General features: G+C 61.3%; 20 protein-coding genes. All 20 read left to right on the plus strand.

Annotated features, from left to right (window positions below; translation table 11 throughout):
- Positions 1 to 180: 180 nt before the first annotated feature.
- The 20 genes from AC0X69_RS16920 to hypB all read left to right on the plus strand — a co-directional run bounded on the left by AC0X69_RS16920 (position 181) and on the right by hypB (position 21,482).
- Positions 181 to 1,155, plus strand: coding sequence for a sulfate ABC transporter substrate-binding protein (locus AC0X69_RS16920; protein WP_482613426.1), 975 nt, complete (start codon positions 181 to 183; stop codon positions 1,153 to 1,155).
- Positions 1,152 to 2,015 (plus strand): sulfate ABC transporter permease subunit CysT, encoded by an 864-nt coding sequence (gene cysT, locus AC0X69_RS16925; protein WP_482609055.1) that lies wholly within the window; start codon positions 1,152 to 1,154, stop codon positions 2,013 to 2,015. Before AC0X69_RS16920 ends, cysT begins: the two co-directional genes overlap by 4 nt.
- Positions 2,008 to 2,895, plus strand: coding sequence for a sulfate ABC transporter permease subunit CysW (cysW, locus tag AC0X69_RS16930; RefSeq protein ID WP_482609057.1), 888 nt, complete (start codon positions 2,008 to 2,010; stop codon positions 2,893 to 2,895). Before cysT ends, cysW begins: the two co-directional genes overlap by 8 nt.
- Before the next feature lie 67 nt (positions 2,896 to 2,962).
- A complete protein-coding gene (locus AC0X69_RS16935; protein ID WP_482613427.1) occupies positions 2,963 to 3,988 on the plus strand; it encodes a sulfate/molybdate ABC transporter ATP-binding protein in 1,026 nt (341 codons plus the stop codon).
- On the plus strand, positions 3,985 to 4,800 hold the full coding sequence (gene tam, locus AC0X69_RS16940; RefSeq protein ID WP_482609059.1) for a trans-aconitate 2-methyltransferase: 816 nt from the start codon (positions 3,985 to 3,987) through the stop codon (positions 4,798 to 4,800). Before AC0X69_RS16935 ends, tam begins: the two co-directional genes overlap by 4 nt.
- A gap of 207 nt (positions 4,801 to 5,007) precedes the next feature.
- On the plus strand, positions 5,008 to 7,515 hold the full coding sequence (locus AC0X69_RS16945) for an alginate export family protein (RefSeq protein ID WP_482609061.1): 2,508 nt from the start codon (positions 5,008 to 5,010) through the stop codon (positions 7,513 to 7,515).
- A 395-nt stretch (positions 7,516 to 7,910) separates the two neighbouring features.
- Positions 7,911 to 8,987: an NADH-quinone oxidoreductase subunit B family protein gene (locus tag AC0X69_RS16950; protein WP_482609063.1), complete on the plus strand. Its 1,077-nt coding sequence runs from the start codon at positions 7,911 to 7,913 to the stop codon at positions 8,985 to 8,987.
- 16 nt (positions 8,988 to 9,003) lie between these two features.
- The gene (locus AC0X69_RS16955) at positions 9,004 to 10,824 is read left to right on the plus strand and encodes a nickel-dependent hydrogenase large subunit (RefSeq protein WP_482609065.1); all 1,821 of its coding nucleotides are present in this window, start codon (positions 9,004 to 9,006) and stop codon (positions 10,822 to 10,824) included.
- A complete protein-coding gene (locus AC0X69_RS16960; protein WP_482609067.1) occupies positions 10,821 to 11,339 on the plus strand; it encodes a NifU-related iron-sulfur-binding protein in 519 nt (172 codons plus the stop codon). The genes AC0X69_RS16955 and AC0X69_RS16960 overlap by 4 nt, the downstream gene beginning before the upstream one ends.
- A gap of 17 nt (positions 11,340 to 11,356) precedes the next feature.
- Entirely contained in the window at positions 11,357 to 11,980 is a 624-nt protein-coding gene (locus AC0X69_RS16965) for a DUF5947 family protein (RefSeq protein WP_482609068.1), read from the plus strand.
- Complete coding sequence (locus tag AC0X69_RS16970; RefSeq protein ID WP_482609070.1) at positions 11,973 to 12,620, plus strand: DUF6084 family protein; 648 nt, start codon at positions 11,973 to 11,975, stop codon at positions 12,618 to 12,620. The genes AC0X69_RS16965 and AC0X69_RS16970 overlap by 8 nt, the downstream gene beginning before the upstream one ends.
- Positions 12,617 to 13,972, plus strand: a complete 1,356-nt coding sequence (locus AC0X69_RS16975) for a hypothetical protein (protein ID WP_482609072.1) — start codon at positions 12,617 to 12,619, stop codon at positions 13,970 to 13,972. The genes AC0X69_RS16970 and AC0X69_RS16975 overlap by 4 nt, the downstream gene beginning before the upstream one ends.
- On the plus strand, positions 13,969 to 14,457 hold the full coding sequence (locus tag AC0X69_RS16980; protein WP_482609074.1) for a hydrogenase maturation protease: 489 nt from the start codon (positions 13,969 to 13,971) through the stop codon (positions 14,455 to 14,457). The genes AC0X69_RS16975 and AC0X69_RS16980 overlap by 4 nt, the downstream gene beginning before the upstream one ends.
- A 170-nt stretch (positions 14,458 to 14,627) precedes the next feature.
- Positions 14,628 to 17,027 carry a carbamoyltransferase HypF gene (gene hypF, locus AC0X69_RS16985; RefSeq protein WP_482609076.1) on the plus strand — a complete coding sequence of 800 codons (2,400 nt, stop codon included), beginning with the start codon at positions 14,628 to 14,630 and terminating at the stop codon, positions 17,025 to 17,027.
- Positions 16,991 to 17,287 (plus strand): HypC/HybG/HupF family hydrogenase formation chaperone, encoded by a 297-nt coding sequence (locus AC0X69_RS16990; RefSeq protein ID WP_482609078.1) that lies wholly within the window; start codon positions 16,991 to 16,993, stop codon positions 17,285 to 17,287. Before hypF ends, AC0X69_RS16990 begins: the two co-directional genes overlap by 37 nt.
- Positions 17,288 to 17,292: 5 nt before the next feature.
- Entirely contained in the window at positions 17,293 to 17,979 is a 687-nt protein-coding gene (locus tag AC0X69_RS16995; protein WP_482609080.1) for a D-sedoheptulose-7-phosphate isomerase, read from the plus strand.
- Entirely contained in the window at positions 17,976 to 19,121 is a 1,146-nt protein-coding gene (gene hypD, locus AC0X69_RS17000; protein ID WP_482609082.1) for a hydrogenase formation protein HypD, read from the plus strand. Before AC0X69_RS16995 ends, hypD begins: the two co-directional genes overlap by 4 nt.
- A complete protein-coding gene (hypE, locus tag AC0X69_RS17005) occupies positions 19,118 to 20,185 on the plus strand; it encodes a hydrogenase expression/formation protein HypE (RefSeq protein ID WP_482609084.1) in 1,068 nt (355 codons plus the stop codon). The genes hypD and hypE overlap by 4 nt, the downstream gene beginning before the upstream one ends.
- Before the next feature lie 11 nt (positions 20,186 to 20,196).
- The gene (hypA, locus tag AC0X69_RS17010) at positions 20,197 to 20,535 is read left to right on the plus strand and encodes a hydrogenase maturation nickel metallochaperone HypA (protein WP_482609086.1); all 339 of its coding nucleotides are present in this window, start codon (positions 20,197 to 20,199) and stop codon (positions 20,533 to 20,535) included.
- The gene (hypB, locus tag AC0X69_RS17015) at positions 20,535 to 21,482 is read left to right on the plus strand and encodes a hydrogenase nickel incorporation protein HypB (protein WP_482609088.1); all 948 of its coding nucleotides are present in this window, start codon (positions 20,535 to 20,537) and stop codon (positions 21,480 to 21,482) included. The genes hypA and hypB overlap by 1 nt, the downstream gene beginning before the upstream one ends.
- Position 21,483 lies beyond the last annotated feature (1 nt).

The raw sequence follows: 21,483 nt of genomic DNA on the forward strand, positions 1-21,483 counted from the left end.
TCCTTCCGCAGTTCGCCGCTTCCTCAGACAACGATCTAGGGAGAAGCCCCGCTTTTCGACTTGCTCAATCAGTATAGTCATGCTACCGATTTTATAGACTAATGGAGTGGCAGAGCTATGGGCGAGAATTTGCAGAGGGGCCTTGGCCTTGGGATTTTAGGAAGTTTGGTCGCGCTGACGATGCTCGCAAGCGCGCATTCTCAGGCGGGTCAGACATTCTTGAATGTCTCCTACGATCCCACGCGCGAACTTTACAAAGCGATCAATCCGGCGTTCGCCGCGGATTGGAAGGCCAGGACAGGCGAGACGATCGAAATTCAGTCCTCGCACGGCGGCTCGGGCGCGCAAGCCCGCGCAGTGATCGAGGGGCTGAATGCGGACGTCGTGACGCTGGCGCTTGCCGCCGACATTGACGCGATCGCCAACAGGAGCGGCAAAATTCCCGTCGACTGGCAGAAGCGCCGCCCCAACAACTCTTCGCCCTATACGTCGACGATCGTGTTTCTCGTTCGCAAGGGCAATCCGAAAGCCATCAAGGATTGGGACGATCTGGCGAAGCCTGGCGTCGCTGTGATCACGCCCAACCCCAAGACGTCCGGCGGCGCCCGCTGGAACTATCTCGCAGCCTGGGGCTACGGGCTGAAAAAATTCAACGGCGACGAAGCGAAGACGAGAGACTTCGTCAAAGCGATCTACAAGAACGCGCCGGTGATGGACACGGGCGCGCGGGGCTCGACAATCACCTTCGCTCAGCGCGGCATCGGCGACGTCCTCCTCGCATGGGAGAACGAGGCGTTCCTCGCCCTCAAGGAATTCGGCGGCGACAAATTTGAGATTGTTACGCCGCAGCAATCGATTCTGGCGGAGCCGCCGGTCGCCGTCGTCGACGCCAACGCCGATGCGAAAGGCAACAGACAACTCGCGGAAGCCTATCTCGACTTCCTTTATTCGCCGCCCGCGCAGGCGATCATCGCGCGCAATTTCTATCGCCCTGTGCATCCGGAATATGCGGCGAAAGAAGACGTCAAGAAATTCGCCAAGATCGAGTTCATCACCGTCGACAAGACCTTCGGCGGCTGGGCGGCCGCGCAAAAGAAGCACTTCGCCGACGGCGGCATTTTCGACGAAATCCAGAAACAAGAGCTGACAAGGTGACCTCCCCGAGTCTTGTCGGCAAAAACGCTCGGCGCTTCACGGCGCCGAGCGTCATTCCTGGCTTCGGCCTGACATTCGGCTACACGCTGATCTATCTCGGCTTGATCGTCCTGCTTCCGCTCGCCACGCTCATCTGGTGGTCGTCGGAGCTGGGACTTTCCGGCCTCTATGCGATCGCCTCCGAGCCACGCGTCGCGGCGGCGTTGCGCACCACGTTCTTCATTTCATTCGCCGCGGCGGTCGTCGATCTCCTCTTCGGCCTCATCGTGGCATGGGTTCTCACGCGATATGATTTTCTGGGCCGCCGGCTGCTCGACGCGTTCGTTGATCTGCCGTTTGCGCTGCCGACCGCGGTCGCGGGCATTTCGCTTGCGGCGCTTTATTCGCCCAATGGTTGGTTCGGCGAGCCGCTTGCCGACTTTGACATCAAGATCGCCTTCACTCGCTGGGGCATTCTGGTTGCGCTCATCTTCATCGGTTTGCCCTTCGTCGTCCGCACCGTGCAGCCGATTATTTCCGAGCTCGAAGTCGAACTGGAGGAGGCCTCCGCGACTCTGGGCGCGAGCCGGCTGCAAACTGTGATCCGCGTCATGCTCCCGCCGTTGGCGCCGGCCTTGTTGACCGGTTTTGCGCTCGCCTTCGCCAGAGCGATCGGCGAATACGGTTCGGTGATCTTCATCGCGGGGAATATCGCTTACGTCTCAGAGATCGCGCCGCTGCTCATCGTCGTGAAACTTGAGCAGTATGATGTCGCGGGCGCCACCGGCATCGCGACGATCATGCTGGCGATCTCCTTCGCCGCGCTGCTCCTCATCAACCTCGTCCAGGCGTGGAGTCGCAGGAGGTTCGGTCATGTCTGAGATTGCATTGACTCCCGTTGCCCGTGGTCGCGCCAGATACCGGCCGGTGACGCAAGACTCGCCGCTTGCGCGCTATGCGCTCATTGCGACGGCGGTGCTGTTTTTAGCTCTCTTCCTTCTAGCGCCGCTCGCAGTCGTTTTCGTCGAAGTCCTTAACAAGGGTGCTGAATCCTTTTTTGCGGCGTTCCGTGATCCAGATGCGCTCGCCGCCATTCGACTGACGCTTCTTGTCGCGGCGCTCGCCGTGCCGGCCAATCTCGTGTTTGGTCTGGCGGCGTCCTGGTCGATCGCCAAGTTTTCCTTTCCCGGCAAGAGCGTCCTCATCACCCTGATTGATCTTCCTTTCTCGGTGTCGCCTGTCGTCGCTGGCCTCGTCTATGTGCTCGTGTTCGGCGGTCAGGGCCTCTTCGGTCCCTGGCTCGCAGCACATGACGTGCGGATTATTTTTGCTGTGCCGGGCATCGTTCTGGCGACGATTTTCGTGACTTTTCCCTTCGTCGCCCGCGAGCTGATTCCGTTGATGCAGGAGCAGGGCAAGGTCGAGGAGGAGGCGGCGCTCACGCTGGGCGCGTCTGGCTTCAAGACGTTCCTCACCGTCACCCTGCCGAACATTAAGTGGGGCTTGCTCTACGGCGTGCTGCTCTGCAACGCCCGCGCCATGGGTGAATTCGGCGCCGTTTCCGTCGTATCCGGCCACATCCGCGGCCTGACCAACACCATTCCGCTTCAGGTGGAGATACTTTACAATGAATATAACAATGTCGCCGCTTTCGCTCTCGCGGCACTTCTTGCAGGCTTGGCGCTCGTCACGCTCGGACTCAAGACCCTCCTCGAATGGCGTCACGCTGACGTGCTCTCCGGACGCGCGCGCCGACACTGAGGCGAATAAGCGCGGCGCTGCCATCCGTATCGAGGGAGTCGAGCAGGACTTCGGCGCGTTTCCTGCATTGCGGGACGTCAGTCTCGACATCCAGCCCGGCGAGCTCGTCGCGCTGCTTGGTCCATCCGGATCTGGCAAGACAACGCTGCTGCGCGTGATCGCTGGGCTCAATTCTCCCGATCGTGGGCGGCTTCTGTTCGACGGCGAGAACGCGACAAATCTGCCGGTGCAGGACCGCCATGTCGGCATGGTTTTTCAAAACTATGCGCTCTTCAAACACATGACTGTCGCGGACAATGTCGCCTATGGTCTGAGAGTCCGTCCCAGACGCACGCGTCCGTCTCGCGCGTCGATCAAGGCGCGCGTCGACGAACTTCTGCAATTCGTGCAGCTCGACGGTCTTGGAGGCCGATATCCGGCGCAGCTCTCCGGCGGCCAGCGGCAACGCGTCGCGCTCGCGCGTGCGCTCGCCATCGAACCGCGCGTGCTGCTGCTTGACGAACCTTTCGGCGCGCTGGACGCGCGCGTGCGCAAAGATTTGCGCCGATGGCTGCGCGACATTCACAAGCAGACAGGATTGACGACGGTCTTCGTCACGCATGACCAGGACGAGGCGATGGAGCTCGCAGACCGCGTCGTCGTTCTCAACGAAGGCCGTATCGAGCAGATCGGCACGCCCGAAGAGCTTTACGACCGGCCGGCTTCGCCTTTCGTCATTTCCTTCGTCGGTGAAGCGGTCGCATTGCCGGTCACCATCTCTGATGGCCATGTGAAATTTGGCGGGCGCGAATTGCACATCGATACGCACGGATTGCGCAGCGGACCCGCGAGGGTCTTCTTCCGCCCGGCGGACATCGCCGTCGCCTCTGAAGGCGACGGCGATCTGGAAGGCCGCGTCGAAAGCCTGCGACGTACGCCTGCCGGCGTTCGCGCCACCATCGCTATTGACGGCTATGACCAGACCCTCGAGATCGATTCGCCGCTCGAACGTTCGGCGGCTCTCGGCGGTCGCGTGCCGCTTTCATTTACGAAAGCGCGGATCTTTCCGGCGGACGAGAACGGCGATTATGTCAACGCCGGAGACGGGATTTGAGTTCTGCGCTTGTCGAGAGGATAGACGAAAGCGGAGCGACGAACGATTGGAACTCGGCGCTCTATCTGAAATTTGAAGCCGAGCGCACGCGCGCCGCTCGCGATTTGCTTGCGCGCGTGCCCTATTGCGACACGCGGCTCGTTTTTGATCTGGGTTGCGGACCTGGCAACAGCACGCAGCTCCTCGCGATGAGCTTTCCGGGCGCCGATATCGTCGGGCTCGATAAGTCCGACAACATGCTGGCGGTCGCTCGTGCACGCACGCCGACGGCGACCTTCATCAAAGATGATATCGCGCATTGGCGTCCCTTTGAGCCCGCCGATCTCATCTTCGCCAATGCGGCGCTGCATTTTCTGCCTGACCATCGCAGTCTGATGACAAGGCTGCTGAGTTATCTTCGGCCCGGCGGGCGTCTCGCCGTCCAGATGCCGAACAATACGCATGAGCTTTCGCACGCGGCGATGCGCATGGTCGCGGCGGACGGGCCGTGGGCGCCTCGGCTGTTGCCGGTCGCCAAGTCGATCATGGTGCTCGGTCCGCTCGAGGAATATTACAATCTGCTGGCGCCGCTCTGCAGCACGATCGACATTTGGCAGACGGTCTATGTTCACCCCCTCGACGGTCCTGACGGGGTCGTCGAATGGTTCGAAGGCTCTGGCCTTCGCCCATTTCTCGAATTGCTCGACGCCAACGAGCGCGTCGAATTTCTTGGGCGATATCGCGAGAGGCTCGCGCAGGCCTATCCACGACAGCCGGACGGCAAAGTCCTTTTGCGATACCCGCGCCTGTTCTTCGCTCTGCAGAATAGATGATGATGCGCTTGGTTGTGCGCATCAGGCCGGCGGGCAATCCTACAGACTGTGACATTACAGCAACGGTTCCGCTCGATTGATGATATTGTCTATAAACTCTATAGACAATAAGAAGCATTTTCGATTGACTGGCTTTGGACGGCAATAGTTCGCAGAGGCGCAGACCTCCGCGACCGGAGTTCGAGAACAGCGATGTTAAAGCGAAAAATGAAAGTTGGAGCCGCAGTCGCGTCGATGGTTGTCGCCTTCATGCCCGAACCGTCGCTTGCCGAGGAAGGTGCTCAAAAGCCGGCTGAGGAAAAACCCGGAAAATCAGATGGGGCTTTAAAAGCTGGGGTGAAAGCGAACACTGCTGGCAAGTCGGCTGGTGGTCCGGCGGCGCTTCCCCCGACTCCGCCGCCCAAGAAGAGCTATTACGTGCCGACGCGCGGCTATCGTCTGGAGCCGCAGCCCGATATCCCGCCCTATGTCCGCAATCTCGGCAAGACCTACAAGGAATTCGAAGGCGTCGACTGGCTGAATGTCGGCCTCGATACGCGCGTTCGCTTCGAATACCGCAAGGACGATTATCGGCCGTGGACGAACACGACGACGAATCCTTGGACGTCGACAAGACGATATTTCCCCAACTCGCTATGGCTGTCGCGGACGCGCGCCTATCTCGGCGTCCAGAACGTCCTGGATCCCTTGCGCTTCGTCGTCGAATTTCAGGATTCGCGCGCCTACAACAGCCTCTATCAATTGCAGGGACAGGAGATCAATCAGACCGATCTCATCCAGGCGTTCGCAGAGCTCTATTTCAAGGACGCGCTTGGCAAGGACGATCTCGGCAATGATCGGCCGCTCAGCATTCGCGCCGGCCGCTTCCATTTGGAGTTGCTCGACAGGCGTCTGATCGCGAACAATGAGTTCCGCAACACGACAAATAATTTCGAAGGCTTTCGCCTAAGGCTGGGCAAGAAGGACAACGACTGGGATATCGACAGCTTCCTGATGCGGCCGGTCGTGCGCTATCCCTATGAGTTCGACAGGCCCGAATGGGGAAACTGGATATATGGCACGGTGTTGAGCATCCGCCGGTGGTCGGAATATGCAACGATCCAGCCGTATTTCCTCGGCCGCAAGCAATATGCGGATCTCCTCAACACGTCGAATGCGTTAAAGCTCCACAGAAGCACCTATGCGCCGGGCCTGCGCGTCTACGGCGTGCTCGGCGACTTTGACTACGACGCCGACGTCAATAAGCAGATGGGCGAGACCGGCGAATTTCGCGGATTCGGCGCTGTTCAAAACGCCATACAGACGACGGTCCAGCATGACGCCATCGCCTATTCGGTCGAACTCGGCTACACATTCTCTGACCTTTTTTGGAAGCCGCGCCTCAGCGCCGATTACATCTATGGGACCGGAAACAAGAGCCCCTTCGACAGCGTCAACCAGACCTTCGACATTTTCTACGGCTTCAATCAGCCGTTCTCCCGCAATGACTACATTGCGTGGAACAACATCAAGGCCGCGAAGGCGCGTCTCGAATTCTCGCCCTTCAAGAATCTCCAGGTCGACACCGCCTTCAGCGCCTATTGGTTGGCCAGCGCCGCCGCCGCCTGGGACCGCGCCAATCTCTTCGCGCCGCTCGGCAACAGGGGCACGTTCCTTGGCACGGAATATGATCTGCGCATCCGCTATAAGCTGAATGCGTTCATCAATATGACGGCGAGCTATTCGAGGTTCTGGCCCGGCTCATTCACCTCCAGCTTCGCGTCGCCTGTCGCATGGCAGCCTTACTTCCCGCAATCCTTTCCCGGACAGACGACCACGACGAACGGTCTGACCGCGCGCCCCACCGACTTCTTCTATCTTGAAGTCTCGGCCAACGCCTTTGGCGACGGCAACCCGATCACCAAGCCGCCGGGTTCGGATTTTCTCGCGCTCTTCTCGCCACATGGGCCGGCAAAGGAGGCTGCGCCGCCTGCGCCGCCGCCGAGCTGGTCGGATGTTTACGTCGGGCTGAACGGGGGCGGGTCCTGGTCGAATCCCCGCTCGATCGTTCAGCCGTGGCCCTTCAGACCGGCGGCGGCAAGTCCGGCGATCGCCGCGAGCGCGACGCCGATCAACCAGACGAACCATCTCGCCGGCTTCATCGGCGGCCTGCAGATCGGCGCCAATTGGAAGTTCGCCGACAGCTTCCTCGTCGGGGCGGAGGCGGATCTTCACGGCGTTTCAGGCAATACCGACACTAAATGGCAGGCCGCGTTGACAGCCGCGGGCGGCGACAGCTTCGCCACCTATGCGCAACGCACCGCGACGCTGAACTATCTCGGCACGATCCGCGGCCGGCTGGGCTATCTCGTCACGCCGACGCTCGCTGTTTACGGCACGGGCGGCATGGCCTATGGCGGCGTCACCTCCAACGCCGCGCTGTTCACCCGGCGCATCGGGGCGACGAACCAGACCCTGGTCAATCCGGTCTATCAGGACAGTCTCATCGGCTGGACGGCGGGCGGCGGCGCCGAGTGGATGTTCACGCCGGATTGGAGCGTGAAGGTCGATTATCTGCGCTACGATCTCGGAACCGCTCAGGCGTCGACGTTCTTTGTCCAGCCGAACGGCTTCTATGCCTATGGCGCGACGAGCTCAACGCGCTTCAATGGCAATCTGATCCATGCCGGCGTCAATCGTCACTTCGATCTCATCAGCCTCGCCGAAGTGAAATAGCAAGGAATGACAGGGCGAGCACAAGCGAAACTTGCCTCGCCCTGATGTTCCGCGTGACGGATGGTTTATGTCTCGCTCACGCCGGACCTGCGCGCGCAGTCACGCCAGATAGCGGCGGCGTCAACTGTTGCGCTCAAGAAAGAAAACACACGCCCTAGCTGGTGCATGAGCAGCGCATTTCGTCTCGTCTCTTAGGAACATTTCTCAACTTCCAGAGTTTGCCTTTCGCCTGCGACGGGCTTGTACGCCGCCGGTTGGTGTCGCCGAGGGCGCTCTCGTGACCGACTTAGCCGCCTTCTTCAACCAGAGAAGCAGTCCTTGAGCTGGGCGCTTGCACGGCTCGAGCGGAACTTTAGTCACGCCTCGCCAACTCTCTGGTGAAAGGATGGACCGCGATGGCTACAGACTCCAATCCGATCTCCCAACAGCCGTCGAACAAGATTGAAGATCTGCATGTGCTCTGGCTGACGGCAGGCCTGAGCTGCGACGGCGATTCGGTGTCGATCACCGCAGCGAGCGAGCCGAGCATCGAAGATGTCGTTCTCGGCGCGATACCGGGACTGCCGAAAGTCCATCTGCACAACGCGGTGCTGTCCTATGAGGTCGGCGACGATTTCATGAAAGCGTTCCATCAGGGCGCTCGGGGCGAACTTGAGCACTTTGTCCTCGTCGTCGAGGGGTCCATCCCGAACGAAAAGCTGAGCGGCGAGGGCTACTGGGCGGCAGTTGGAACTGATCCATCGACGGGTCAGCCAATCAGAACCACAGAATGGATCGACCGGCTGGCGCCGAAGGCGCTCGCCGTGATTGGCGCCGGCACCTGCGCCACCTTCGGTGGCGTGCATGCGATGAAGGGCAATCCCACCGGCTGCATGGGCCTTCAAGATTATCTCGGAGTCGAATGGAAATCGAAGGCCGGATTGCCGATCGTCAACGTGCCGGGCTGTCCCGTTCAGCCGGACAATTTCATGGAGACGTTTCTTTACCTGCTGCGGCAGCTTGCCGGCCTCGCGCCGATGATACCTGTCGATGGACACGGCCGCCCGCGCTGGCTCTTCGGCCCTACCGTTCACGAAGGGTGCGATCGCGCCGCCTATTACGAGGAAGCCGACTTCGCGGAAGAGTATGGTTCGCGCAAGTGCCTTGTGAAGATCGGCTGTTGGGGGCCAGTCGTTCAGTGCAATGTGCCGAAGCGTGGCTGGATCGCCGGGCTAGGCGGTTGTCCGAACGTCGGCGGCATTTGCATCGGCTGCACGATGCCGGGCTTTCCCGACAAGTTCATGCCGTTCATGGACGAGCCGCCCGGCGCGCGAATCTCATCGACGCTGATCAAGCCTTACGGCGTTTTGATCCGAAATCTCCGCAAGATCACCAATCACACGCTCAATAGGGAGCCGAAGTGGCGCAACAGGAAGGCGACGTACACCACCGGCTACGAACCTGATCGGCCAAACAAGACTCATCCACTCTAGTTAAGGGATCGCGAATATGGTCGACCTTGCCACCCGTCCTTCGGCCCCTCCGAGCCCCGGTAAAGCTTCTCCCAACCTCGTCGAGATGAATTGGGATCCGATCACCCGCATCGTCGGCAGTCTCGGAATATTCACCAAGATCGATTTCGAGAACCGGCATGTCGCCGAATGTCACAGCACGTCGTCGATTTTTCGCGGCTACAGCATCTTCATGAAGGGCAAGGATCCACGCGACTCGCACTTCATCACCAGCCGAATCTGCGGCATTTGCGGCGACAATCACGCGACCTGCTCGGTCTATGCGCAGAATATGGCCTATGGGATCAAGCCGCCGCCGCTCGCCGACTGGATCATCAATCTCGGCGAAGCCGCCGAATACATGTTCGACCACAACATCTTCCAGGACAATCTGGTGGGCGTCGATTTTTGCGAACAGATGGTCAAGGAGACCAATCCAAGCGTCTGGGCGAAGGCGCAGCGAACGCCGGCGCGGAACGCAGAAGCGCATGGATATCGAACGATCGCCGACATCATGACGGCGCTCAATCCATTCTCAGGCGAGTTCTACCGAGAGACATTGATTGTAAGCCGTTACACGCGCGAGATGTTCAGCCTAATGGAGGGACGCCATGTGCATCCCTCCACCCTTTATCCTGGCGGCGTCGGCACGGTGCCGTCCAATCAGCTTTTCACCGAATATCTGACGCGACTCGTGCGTTACGCAGAATTCATGAAGAAATGCGTGCCGTTGCACGATGATCTGTTCGACTTCTTCTACGAGGCCTTGCCGGGCTATGAGGAGGTCGGACGCCGTCGAATCCTGCTCGGATGCTGGGGCGCGTTCCAGGATCCGAACCACTGCGACTATAACTACAAGAACATGACCGACTGGGGTCGGAAGATGTTCGTCACTCCGGGCGTCGTCGTCGACGGCAAGCTTGTCACGACCGATCTCGTCGACATCAATCTGCAGATCCGGATTCTGCGTGGACAGTCCTATTACGAAGACTGGGACGACTGCGAAACCTTCGTCAAGACCGATCCGCTGGGCAATCCCGTCGATCAAAAGCATCCCTGGAACCAGACGACCATTCCTCGGCCGCAGAAACGGGATTTCGACAAGAACTACTCATGGGTGATGTGCCCGCGCTGGCTCGACAAGAGCAGCGGCGATCATCTGCCGCTCGACACCGGCGGCGGCGCGTTCGCGCGACTGTTCTCCACCGCGCTGGCGGGGCTGGTCGACATGAACGGCTATGTCAAAGCCACCGGCGACAGCGTCAAAATCCATCTGCCCAAGACGGCGCTCAAGCCGGCAGTCGAGTTCGAATGGAAGGTTCCGCAGTGGAGCAATGCGATTGAGCGCGATCGCGCGCGCACCTACTTCCAGGCCTATTGCGCCGCCGCGGCATATTTCTTCCTCGAGCAGGCTTTCACAGAAATACAGGCGGGTCGCACGAAGACCTTTACGCCGTTCGAAGTCCCCGACGAGGCCATCGGTTGCGGTTTCCATGAGGCGGTGCGCGGCGTGCTGTCACATCATCTCGTCATAAAGGACAAGAAGATCGCCAACTACCATCCCTATCCGCCGACGCCCTGGAATGCGACGCCGAGGGACGACTTCGGGACGCCGGGGCCCTACGAGGACGCCGTTCAGAACACGCCAATCTTCGAAGAGAACGGGCCTGACAAATTCAAGGGCATCGACATCATGCGGGCGGTGCGCAGCTTCGATCCGTGCCTCCCATGCGGCGTGCACATGTATGTCGGCGGCGGCGGAACAGTTCAAACCCGGCACTCGCCGATGTTTGGCGCGTCCCGAAAGCAGTCCCCATGAATGGGGAGGCGCAAAGGGAGCCGCTCGAGCGGTCGCTGGCCCGACTCGAAGAGCTGACAGCGGCGATCGAAGGCATCGCGGACGAAAAAGGACGTGAAGCGGCGCGGGAGCTGCTGGCGCTTCTCCTGGATCTGCATGGCCGGGCGTTTGAGCGGCTCGGCGCGATCGTCGAAGCTTCGCCCGTTCGCGCGGCGCTGTTGGAACAGATCGTCGAGGATCGCGACGTCGTCGCGATGTTGCTGCTCCATGGGTTGCATCCGCAGAGCGTCGAGGAGCGTCTGCGTGGAGTCATCGCGCACTTGGGCGCAGTGTGGAGCGAACGCGGCCTGCATGTAAAGCTGCTCAGCGTCGGTGCAGGCTTCGCGATGGTTCAACTCAGAAGAAATGGCCGCGCCGAGCCGACAGAGCAGTTACGGCTCGAGATCGAGTCCGCCCTTACCGATGCCGCCCCTGACCTCGATGATATTTTGATCGAAATGGACATGACCGAAATTTACGCCGCAACCGCCGCCTAGGAAGAGAGGCGCGAGGCATGGAAAGAGTACAGTCCGGCAACTGGGCCTCTCGGCTGCGGCGTTCGCTCATCGTGGCGAAGGAGGAGCATTGCGACTTCTGCTCGAAGCCCATCGATGCGCGGCATGCGCATTTGGTCGAGCGCGCGACGCGCAACTTTTATTGCGCCTGCCCGCAATGCGCGCTCCTCTTGGGGGCGGGAGAGCGCTACGCCGCCACGCGCGCGCCCACTCATGTTCTACGCGACTTTGACGTGAGCGACGCCGAATGGGAGGCCTTGGGCGTCCCCATCGATCTCGCCTTTATTTTTCACAGCACACAGGCGCAGGGTCCTGTGGCGATCTATCCCGGACCTGCCGGCGCGACTGAATCTCGCTTCTCCGCGGATGCATGGTCGCGGTTGATCGCAAGCAATCCTGTGCTCGCGGTCCTCGCTCCGGACGTGGAAGCTTTGCTCGTCAATCGGATGCACGGGGCGCGTGAGTATTATCTCGTTTCGATCGACTGCTGCTATGCGCTGATCGGACTTATTCGTAAGCATTGGCGAGGATTATCTGGCGGCGCAGAGGCGTGGGAGGCTGTTCGAACCTACTTCCAGGAGTTGCGCGATGGAGTCGAGATGAAGGATGGGATCCATGGTTGAACTCGACTTCATCATCGAGGACGTCGGAGTCGAGAAATTTTCGGCTGCGCCGCTGCTGCTGTTCGGGCTGACTGTCGTGAACAAGACGCCGGAACTGCCCGTCCTGAATGTGACGCTCAATTGTCAGGTCCGGATCGAGCCCGTCCGGCGGCGCTACGCCGGAGATGAGCATGACCGGCTTTCGGATCTATTCGGCGAGCCTTCACGTTGGGGCGAAACGCTACGCAGTCTCCTTTGGACACATGCGAGCGTATCTATTCCGTCCTTCAATTCCGACCGCAAAGTCGAGCTGCCCGTATCGTGCAGCTATGATTTCAACATTGCGGCGACAAAATACTTCCATGGTCTGCGAGAGGGCGACATTCCGCTCAAGTTTCTGTTCAGCGGCTCGATCTTCTACCGAGACGTCGAAGGGAGATTGCAGATCGATCAAATCCCATGGAGCAAGGAGTGCGCGTATCGCCTGCCCGTAGCGGTATGGCGCGCAATGATGGAGCATTACTATCCGCAGAGCGTGTGGCTCTGCCTGCAGCGTGACGCTTTTGAGGAGCTGGATCTTTATCGGCGGCGGCGCGGTCTACCGACATTCGAACGCGCCTTTCAGTCGCTGCTCGAATCGCACGCGGCGGAGGCGACATGAAACTCGACTCGATCAAGGCGATCGCCAACGCCGTTCTATACGAGGGCTACATTCTCTACCCGTATCGGCCGTCTTCGATCAAGAATCGACAGCGCTGGACATTCGGCGGCGTATTCCCGGAAGCGTTCGACCAGCAGGGCGACGCGTCGATGATGGAAACGCAGGTTCTGCTACGCGGCGGGGAGCAGGCCGGCTTTGGCGCGCATTTCCGATTCCTGCAGGTTGTACGTCGGGACGTTGGACGACTGGCGACGCCCGCCGAGGAACTTCCGGAAAAGGGCGAACCGGTGGTGGCGCTCGTTCCGAGCCTTACTGTCGCCGGGCGAGAGCTGCTGGCCTGGGAGGAGGCGGTCGAACGCGAAGCGGCGCTGGGTCCACTGCAGCCATGCGACCTCCAGGACGCCGCCATCACGACGCCGTTCCGCTTCGAGGGCGCGCGGGAATTCGAGGCTGTGCGCACGCAAGATGGAAGCATCGTCGCCGCGCTCATTCGCACCTCTCAGACGATCGAAGGGGTGATTGAAGCGAAGGCGCAGAGGCTCGAAGCCGATCTGTGGAAGCTAACCCTTCGGATCAAAAACGTGACGCCGCTTTCCGACTCCGATCGGAAAGAGCGCGCCTTGGCGCAGCTTCGCGCTTTCGCTTCGACTCATGCGATCCTCACCGTCGAAGACGGCTCGTTCGTCTCCCTGCTCGATCCGCCTGAAGAATTGCGCGAGGCTGCTGCGCAGTGTCGAAATGTCGGCGCCTTTCCGGTGCTGGTCGGCGGTCCAGAAGACAGCGCCATGCTCGCTTCGCCAATCATCCTTTACGATCACCCCGGGATCGCGCCGGAAAGCCCGGGCGACCTGTTCGACGGCACCGAGATCGACGAGATCCTGACGCTGCGCATTCTCGCCATGACCGACGCAGAGAAACGCGAGATGGCGTCGGTGGACGCGCGGGCGCTGGCGCTACTGGAGCGCACCCATGCATTGACGGCGCAGGACATGGCTCAGCTGCATGGCGTCATGCGCAATGGCTCGTCGCAGTCCAGTCCGGCCAAACCGCTGTTGAGAGGCGCAGACGCCGCCCCCCGGCTGGTCTCGCTGCTCGACGGGGGCGGCAAGCTGTGTGTGGGAGCCCATGTCCGGCTTCGCCCCAAGCCCGGCAGCGACGTCATCGATATTGCGCTTAAAGGCAAGATCGCCGTGGTCGAGGCCATCGAGCGCGACTTCGAGGACCGCGTGCATGTCGCGGTGACCCTGCTTGACGACCCGGGGCGTGATCTCGGCGCGGCCGGTTTTCCCGGACATCGTTTCTTTTTCAGCCAGGAGGAGATCGAACCGATCGCTGCAGGAGAAGGGTCATGACATCGGTCCTTGTCGCTTGCGTCGGCAATATCTTCAAGGGCGATGACGGCTTCGGCGTGGAGGTCGCGCGCGGTCTTTCACAGGCGAAGCTGCCGGACGGCGCGCGCGTGATCGATTTCGGCATTCGTGGGATCGATCTCACCTATGCGCTGATGGACGGCTATGACGCCGTCATTCTCGTGGATGCGGCGCAACGCGGAGAGGCCCCTGGCGTCGTGTCGGTCGTGGAGCCGGAATTCGTCGAAGACGGCGATCTCTCTCCTGAGGATCTGGCGATTTCGCCGCATGATCTCGATCCCGCGAAGGTTTTGCGTCTGGTTTCGGCCCTTGGCGGAAGCTGTCGCCGCGTCCTTCTGGTCGCCTGCGAGCCACTGACGTTCGGCGGCGACGAAGGAGTCATGGGCCTCAGCGCGCCTGTCGCGACTGCGGTCGGCGTGGCCGTGGATACGATCGGAGAGCTGATCGACGAAATGATGGTCGCCTAAGTTGGGTGGGTTCGGTAGCGGGAAGGCTAGCGGAACGGGAGAAGTGTCATGAGCGGATGGGAGATTACAGGAATCGTCCTCGCAGTTATCATCGTAGGGCTGCTGATCATGAACGCAAAAGACATCTACCGATATATCAAGATCAGCAACATGTGAGGCGACGGCGCATCATGGGTTTCGGGGCAGAGCAGTCGGAGACGCTCGAATTTCGCGTCCGCGGCCGTGTGCAAGGCGTCGGTTTCCGGCCGACGGTCTGGCGCATGGCGCGCGAACTCCGACTCGCCGGCGAGGTTCTAAACGACGGCGAGGGCCTATTGATCCGCGTCAGTGGCGAGCCGTCCCGGATTGCGACTTTGCTTCGACGGATCGAACAAGACCCACCGCCGCTCGCCCGTATCGATGGCATCGAGAGGCAAGGATACAGCGGTCAGCTGTCAGAGGAGTTCCGCATCGCCGAAAGCGTGGGCGGACCCGTCCGCACCCAGGTCGCGCCGGACGCGGCGCTCTGCGCAGCCTGCGCTGCGGAGCTGGGCGATCCGGTCGAACGCCGTTATCGCTACCCTTTCACTAATTGCACGCATTGCGGACCGCGTCTTAGCATCGTGACGGCGGTTCCCTACGATCGCGCCAGCACCACGATGGCGCCCTTTACCCTATGCGCGTCGTGCGAAAGGGAATACCGCGACCCAACGGACCGCCGCTTTCATGCCGAAGCTGTGGCCTGCTCGGCTTGTGGACCGACCGTGGCGCTTGTTGCATTCGGCCAAACGCAAGTTCCTCGCGACGACGCCGACGCCGACGTTGTGACGATCGCCGCCTGCCTCATCGCGCACGGCGAGATCATCGCCGTCAAAGGACTCGGCGGCTATCACCTGGCCTGCGACGCGACCAGTCCGGAGACCGTCGCGCGGCTGCGTCGGCTGAAACGTCGCGACGCAAAGCCGTTCGCGCTGATGGCGCGCGATCTCTATGTCATAAGACGCTACTGCGCGGTCGACGCCGTCGAGGAGCGTGCGCTCAAGAGCGTCGAAGCGCCCATCGTGCTCCTGCGCGCGAGAGGTCAAGAGCGTCTCCCCGACAGCGTGGCGCCGGGACTCGGCGCGCTTGGATTCATGCTGCCGACAACGCCGCTGCATCTCTTATTGATGGAGCAGTTCGAACATCCGCTCGTCGTGACGAGCGGAAATATCTCGGATGAGCCCGCCGTCATCGACGATGAGGAAGCGCGTCGACAGCTCGCGGGCATTGCTTCCTTCGCGCTGGTGCATGATCGCGTCATCGCCAACCGCGTTGACGATTCTGTCGTGCGGATCATGGAGGGGCGACCGAGAGTCCTGCGACGCGCCCGCGGCTATGCGCCCGCGCCGCTGCGGTTGCCGAATGGCTTTGAGAATGCGCCCGATCTGCTGGCCATGGGCGGCGAACTGAAGGCCACGTTCTGCCTCGTCAAGGATGGCCAGGCGATCCTGTCGCAGCATCAGGGCGATCTCGAAAACGCGGCCACCTTCGACGACTATCGCAAGAACTTAGCCTTGTATCGGAGTCTGTTTGATCATACGCCGGCCGCGATCGCCGTCGACCGCCATCCGGAATATCTTTCGTCGAAACTCGGCCAAGCAGAGGCGGAAAGACGGGGCGTCCCGCTGATCGAAATCCAGCACCATCACGCCCATGTCGCCGCCTGTCTTGCCGAGAACGGCTGGTCGCTCGGAGCGCCTGCCGTGCTCGGGATCGTGCTCGACGGCCTCGGCTTTGGCGAGGACGGCGCAATATGGGGCGGAGAATACCTGCTCGCCGACTATCATGGCTATGAACGGCTGGCCCGTTTGAAGCCGGTCGCCATGCCCGGCGGCGCTCAGGCCGTGCGCGAACCCTGGCGCAATCTCTATGCGCAGTTGAGAGCGGCGAGCGAGTTCGATGCGGGGCTGTCTGCGACTGAGGATTGGAGAGCCCTCGAGGGCAAACCGCTTGCGACGATCGACAGAATGATCGCGCAAGGCGTCAATTCGCCGTCAGCCTCCTCGTGCGGCCGCCTGTTCGATGCGGTCGCCGCCGCGCTGGGCGTCTGTGCCGACCATCAGGCTTATGAGGGCGAGGCCGCTGCGCGGCTCGAGGCGCTTGCCGCCGAAGCCCCGGTTGAAGAGAGCGGCTATGAGTTTGAGATTTCCGGCTCTGCGCTGATCGACATCGACCCAGCGCCCCTCTGGCGCGCGATCCGCGGCGATCTGAGAAGGGGCGTCGCCGCATCCATTATCGCGTGCCGCTTTCACAATGGACTCGCGGGTTCGATTGCCGAACTCGCTATGCGGCTTGCCGCTGTGCGACGATTCGAAACGGTGGCGCTGTCCGGAGGATGCTTCCAAAATCGCGTGCTCTTTGAAGGGGTGCACGACAGATTACGCGAAGTCGGACTCACGGTGCTGGCCCATGCTGACGCGCCCGCTAATGACGGCGGGCTGTCCTTGGGACAGGCGGCGATCGGCGCGGCGCGTCTGATAGAAGTCGATGTGACAAGAGATAGAGAGGACGACACATGTGTCTCGGCATTCCCGGCTGCATCGTCAGCATAGACAATGCCGACGACCTCGTCGCGACGGTCGATGTGAGCGGCGTGCGCCGGCAGATCAACATCAGCTGCATCGTTGATGAGGCGCATCCGGTGGAGTCATGCGTCGGCGATTGGGTTCTGGTCCATGTCGGCTTTGCAATGAGTCGGATCAATGAAGCTGAGGCCGCGGAGACGCTCAGATTGCTGCGAGAACTCGGCGAGCTTCAAGCCGAGCTTGAGAATATGCAATCGGCAGCCGACGCAATAGCGGCGGAGGAATAGAGACTATGACGGGTAAGAGCGAATTGGAAATTCTCTATCCGTTCCTCCACGGCGGAGAGCAGGATCCCGCCGCCGTCGACGCGGCTCTGCTGCAGTCGATCGACGAAAAGGCGCGTGAGTCGCGCGACGCCAGTTCGAAGTTTTTTGCCGGGCAGGCTGCAGCGCTGCTCGAAGCTGCCAGGGCGCTCGCCGCCGTCTACCGCGGCGGGGGCAGGCTGTTCACCATGGGCAACGGCGGCTCGAGTTGCGACGCCTCCCATGTCGCCGTGGAATTTCTTCATCCGATCACCGCCGGCCGGCCGGCGCTCACGGCGATCAATCTCACCGCGGATGTCGCCATGACTTCCGCGGTCGCCAATGACGTCGGCTTCGAGCATATCTTTGTGCGTCAGCTGATTGCCTACGCTCGCAAGGGAGACGGTCTCGTCGGTCTTTCAACGAGCGGCAATTCGGCAAATGTGGTCGCCGCCTTCGCCAAGGCGAAGGAGATGGGCCTGACCGCCATTGGCTTCTCTGGCGGGGATGGCGGCAAGATGGCGACGGTCTGCGATCATTGCCTTGTCGTGCCGACGACGTCGGTGCATCGAATCCAGGAATGTCACGTCGCCGCCTATCACATCCTCTGGGACCTGGTTCACACGCTGCTCGCCGACCATCGCGGTTCCGCCCTAAGCAAGGATGTCGCTGCATGAAATTCGTCGACGAATTTCGGGATCGAGCGAAGGCCGACATTCTGGTCAAGGAGATCGAGCGGCTGCTCGCTCGAATCGGACGCGACCAAAGTCGGCCGCTGCAGATCATGGAAGTGTGCGGGGGGCACACGCATTCCATCTTTCGCTATGGCGTCGAAGGCATGCTGCCAAAGTCCATCGAGCTTGTGCACGGACCGGGGTGCCCAGTCTGCGTGCTGCCAATGGGGCGCGTCGACGACTGCGTCGCCATCGCCGAGCGCCCCGAGGTCATCTTCACTACCTTCGGCGACGCCATGCGCGTGCCGGGTTCGCGCAAGAGCCTGTTGCAGGCGAAGGCAGACGGCTGCGACGTGCGCATGGTCTATTCGCCGATGGACGCGCTGACTATCGCGCGTCAGAACCCCGGAAGAGAGGTGGTGTTCTTCGGCATCGGCTTCGAGACGACCATGCCGTCGACGGCGCTGACCGTGCTGCAGGCTGAGCGCGAAGGAATCAAGAATTTTTCGATCTTCTGCAATCACATCACCATCGTTCCGACGATCAAGGCGATTCTCGACAGTCCGGACCTGAGGCTCGACGGATTTCTGGGACCAGGCCATGTCTCCATGGTGATCGGCGACGCGCCCTATGAGTTCATTGCGCGCTATTACAAGAAGCCGATGGTGATCGCGGGATTCGAGCCTCTCGACATCCTCCAGTCGATCTGGATGCTGCTCAAGCAGATCGACGAGGGACGCTGCGAGATTGAAAATCAATATGCGCGGGTCGCGCCTTCAGGAGGCAACTCAGTCGCGCTGAAGGCGGTTGCACAGGTGTATGAGCTGCGCGAATTCTTCGAATGGCGCGGGCTTGGGTCCATCGATCACTCCGGCGTCAAGGTTCGCGACGTCTATGCGAGTTTCGACGCGGAGCGCAAATACGCGGTGCCGAACGCGCGCATTGCCGATCCAAAAGCATGTCAGTGCGGGGAAGTCCTCAAGGGCGTCATCAAGCCTTGGCAATGCAAGGTCTTCGGTCGCGCCTGCACGCCGGAGACGCCTCTTGGCGCGCTGATGGTGTCTTCCGAGGGCGCATGCGCCGCATACTATCAGTATGGCGGCGTGAAGCACGGAGGCGACGAGGCGGAGGCGAGCGCGGCATGAATATGATCCCCTTCACGTCACGACGTTCGCGCGGCAAAGTGCATGTGCCGACCGTCACGCTGGCGCATGGCGGCGGCGGCAAGGCGATGAAGGACTTGATCGATGACGTATTCGTCGAAGCCTTCGACAATCCGCTGCTCGCGCCGCTCGACGATCAGGCGCGGATCGATCTTTTGGACCTCACGCAATATGGCGACCGCTTGGCCTTCACCACTGATTCTTTTGTCATCGACCCTCTGGTGTTCCCCGGCGGCGACATCGGCAAGCTCGCCGTCTGCGGCACCGTCAATGACCTCGCCGTTGGCGGCGCGCTTCCGCTCTATCTCTCCTGCGCGGTGATCGTCGAAGAGGGCGTCTCCATCGACCTGCTTCGGCAGATTGCGCGGTCCATGGCGGCGACGGCTCAGGAGGCGGGGGTGAAGATCGTCACTGGCGACACCAAGGTTGTGAACAAGGGCGCCTGCGATCGGATGTTCATCACCACCACAGGCGTTGGCGTCGTCGCGGCCGGCGTAGAGCTTGGCGCGCATCGCGCGAGATTGGGCGACGTGGTGCTCGTCAACGGGCTCCTCGGCGATCATGGCGCCGCTATTCTTGGCGCTCGCGGCGACATGGCGCTGCAATCGGCCATCGAAAGCGACTGTGCGCCGCTCCAGGGTCTTGTCGCCAGCCTGCTCGAGGCGGCGCCGAACACGCGGTTCATTCGCGATCCGACGCGGGGCGGAATCGCGACCGTGCTCAATGAAATCGCCGAAGCCGCCCAGGTCGCCATCGAGATCGACGAGACGGCCACGCCGCTGCGAGACGAGGTGCGCGGTTTCTGTGAAATTCTCGGCCTCGATCCGCTCTATCTCGCCAATGAAGGCAAGATCGTCGCGATTACGCCGCCCGATGAGGCCGAGCAGGCCGTCGAAGCCATGCGGGCGCATCCGCTCGGACGGCAAGCGGCGACCATCGGCGCTGTCGTCGCGGGCGAACCGGGTCGCGTTACGATGCGCACGATTTTCGGGGGCCGCCGTATCGTCGACATGCTGGTCGGCGAGCAGCTGCCGCGCATCTGCTAAAGGGAGCCGACGTGCACGAGCTCTCGATCGTTTGCAGCATCGTGGAATTGGCGTCAGAAGCCGCGCAAGGCCGCAGCGTGCGCCGCGTGACGATCGAGATCGGCAAATTGTCGGGCGTCGAACCGGAAGCCGTCGCTTTCTGCTTTCCAGAAGTCGCCCGCGGCACGCCGCTCGAAAACGCGAAGTTGGACATTCGGCACGTCGACGCCGAGGCGCGCTGCGATGTTTGCGGGACGGAATTTTCAACGCCCGACATGCTCTCGGCGTGCCCGTGCGGCTCTCTGCACTTCCAGCGCCTGCGCGGTGAAGAGCTGAACATCAAAAGCATCGAAGTCGAAGAGGCTGCATAATGTGCACGAGCTGCGGCTGCCAAGGGCAGGGGACCACGATGATAAATCTGCATACCGGCGCGAGCACGGAAATCGCGGCGCGGCCTGAACATCGTCACGACCACGGCCATTCGCATGGCGCGGACGGGGACCATGGACACGATCATGTTCATGGTGAGCATCATCACGCGCATGATGAACATCATCACGATGAACACGATCATCATCACGGGCGCGAGCACGGCCACGCGCATGCGCACGATCACGGCGATCACGATCACGCTCACGAGGATTCCCACCGGCGCCTCGAACTGGAAACGCGGATTCTCGCGAAGAATGACGCGATCGCCGCCAAATGCCGGGCCTGGTTCTCAGGTCGAGAGATCGTCGCGCTCAATCTCGTCAGTTCGCCCGGCGCCGGGAAGACGACGCTGCTTGAGCGCGCCATCGCGGATCTTTCGGGCGAGCTGCCGCTGTTCGTCATCGAGGGCGACCAGGCGACAGCGAACGACGGCGAGCGCATTCGCGCGGCGGGCGCGCCGGTGGTGCAGGTCAATACCGGAACGGGTTGCCATCTCGACGCCGAGATGATCGCGCGCGGTCTTTCGGAACTCAAGCCGAGCGTGGGTTCGCTCGTCTTCATCGAGAACGTCGGCAATCTCGTCTGTCCGGCGCTCTTTGATCTTGGCGAGCACGCCAAGGTAGTCATCTTTTCGACGACCGAAGGCGAAGACAAGCCGCTCAAATATCCGCATATGTTCAGCGCGGCGAAGCTCGTCATCTTCAACAAGACCGATCTTCTGCCGCATTTGGATTTCTCCATGGAGCAGGCGCGGGAGAACGTTCTCCGCGTCAATCCAGATGTTGAGATCGTCGAAGTCTCCGCCAAGACCGGCGCGGGCATGCAGACGCTCTACGACTGGATTCGCACGCAAAGTATGGCGGCAAAGCCAGCGGCGCTTGTGTGAA

Source organism: Methylocystis sp. Uni0008 (genome assembly GCF_056838045.1).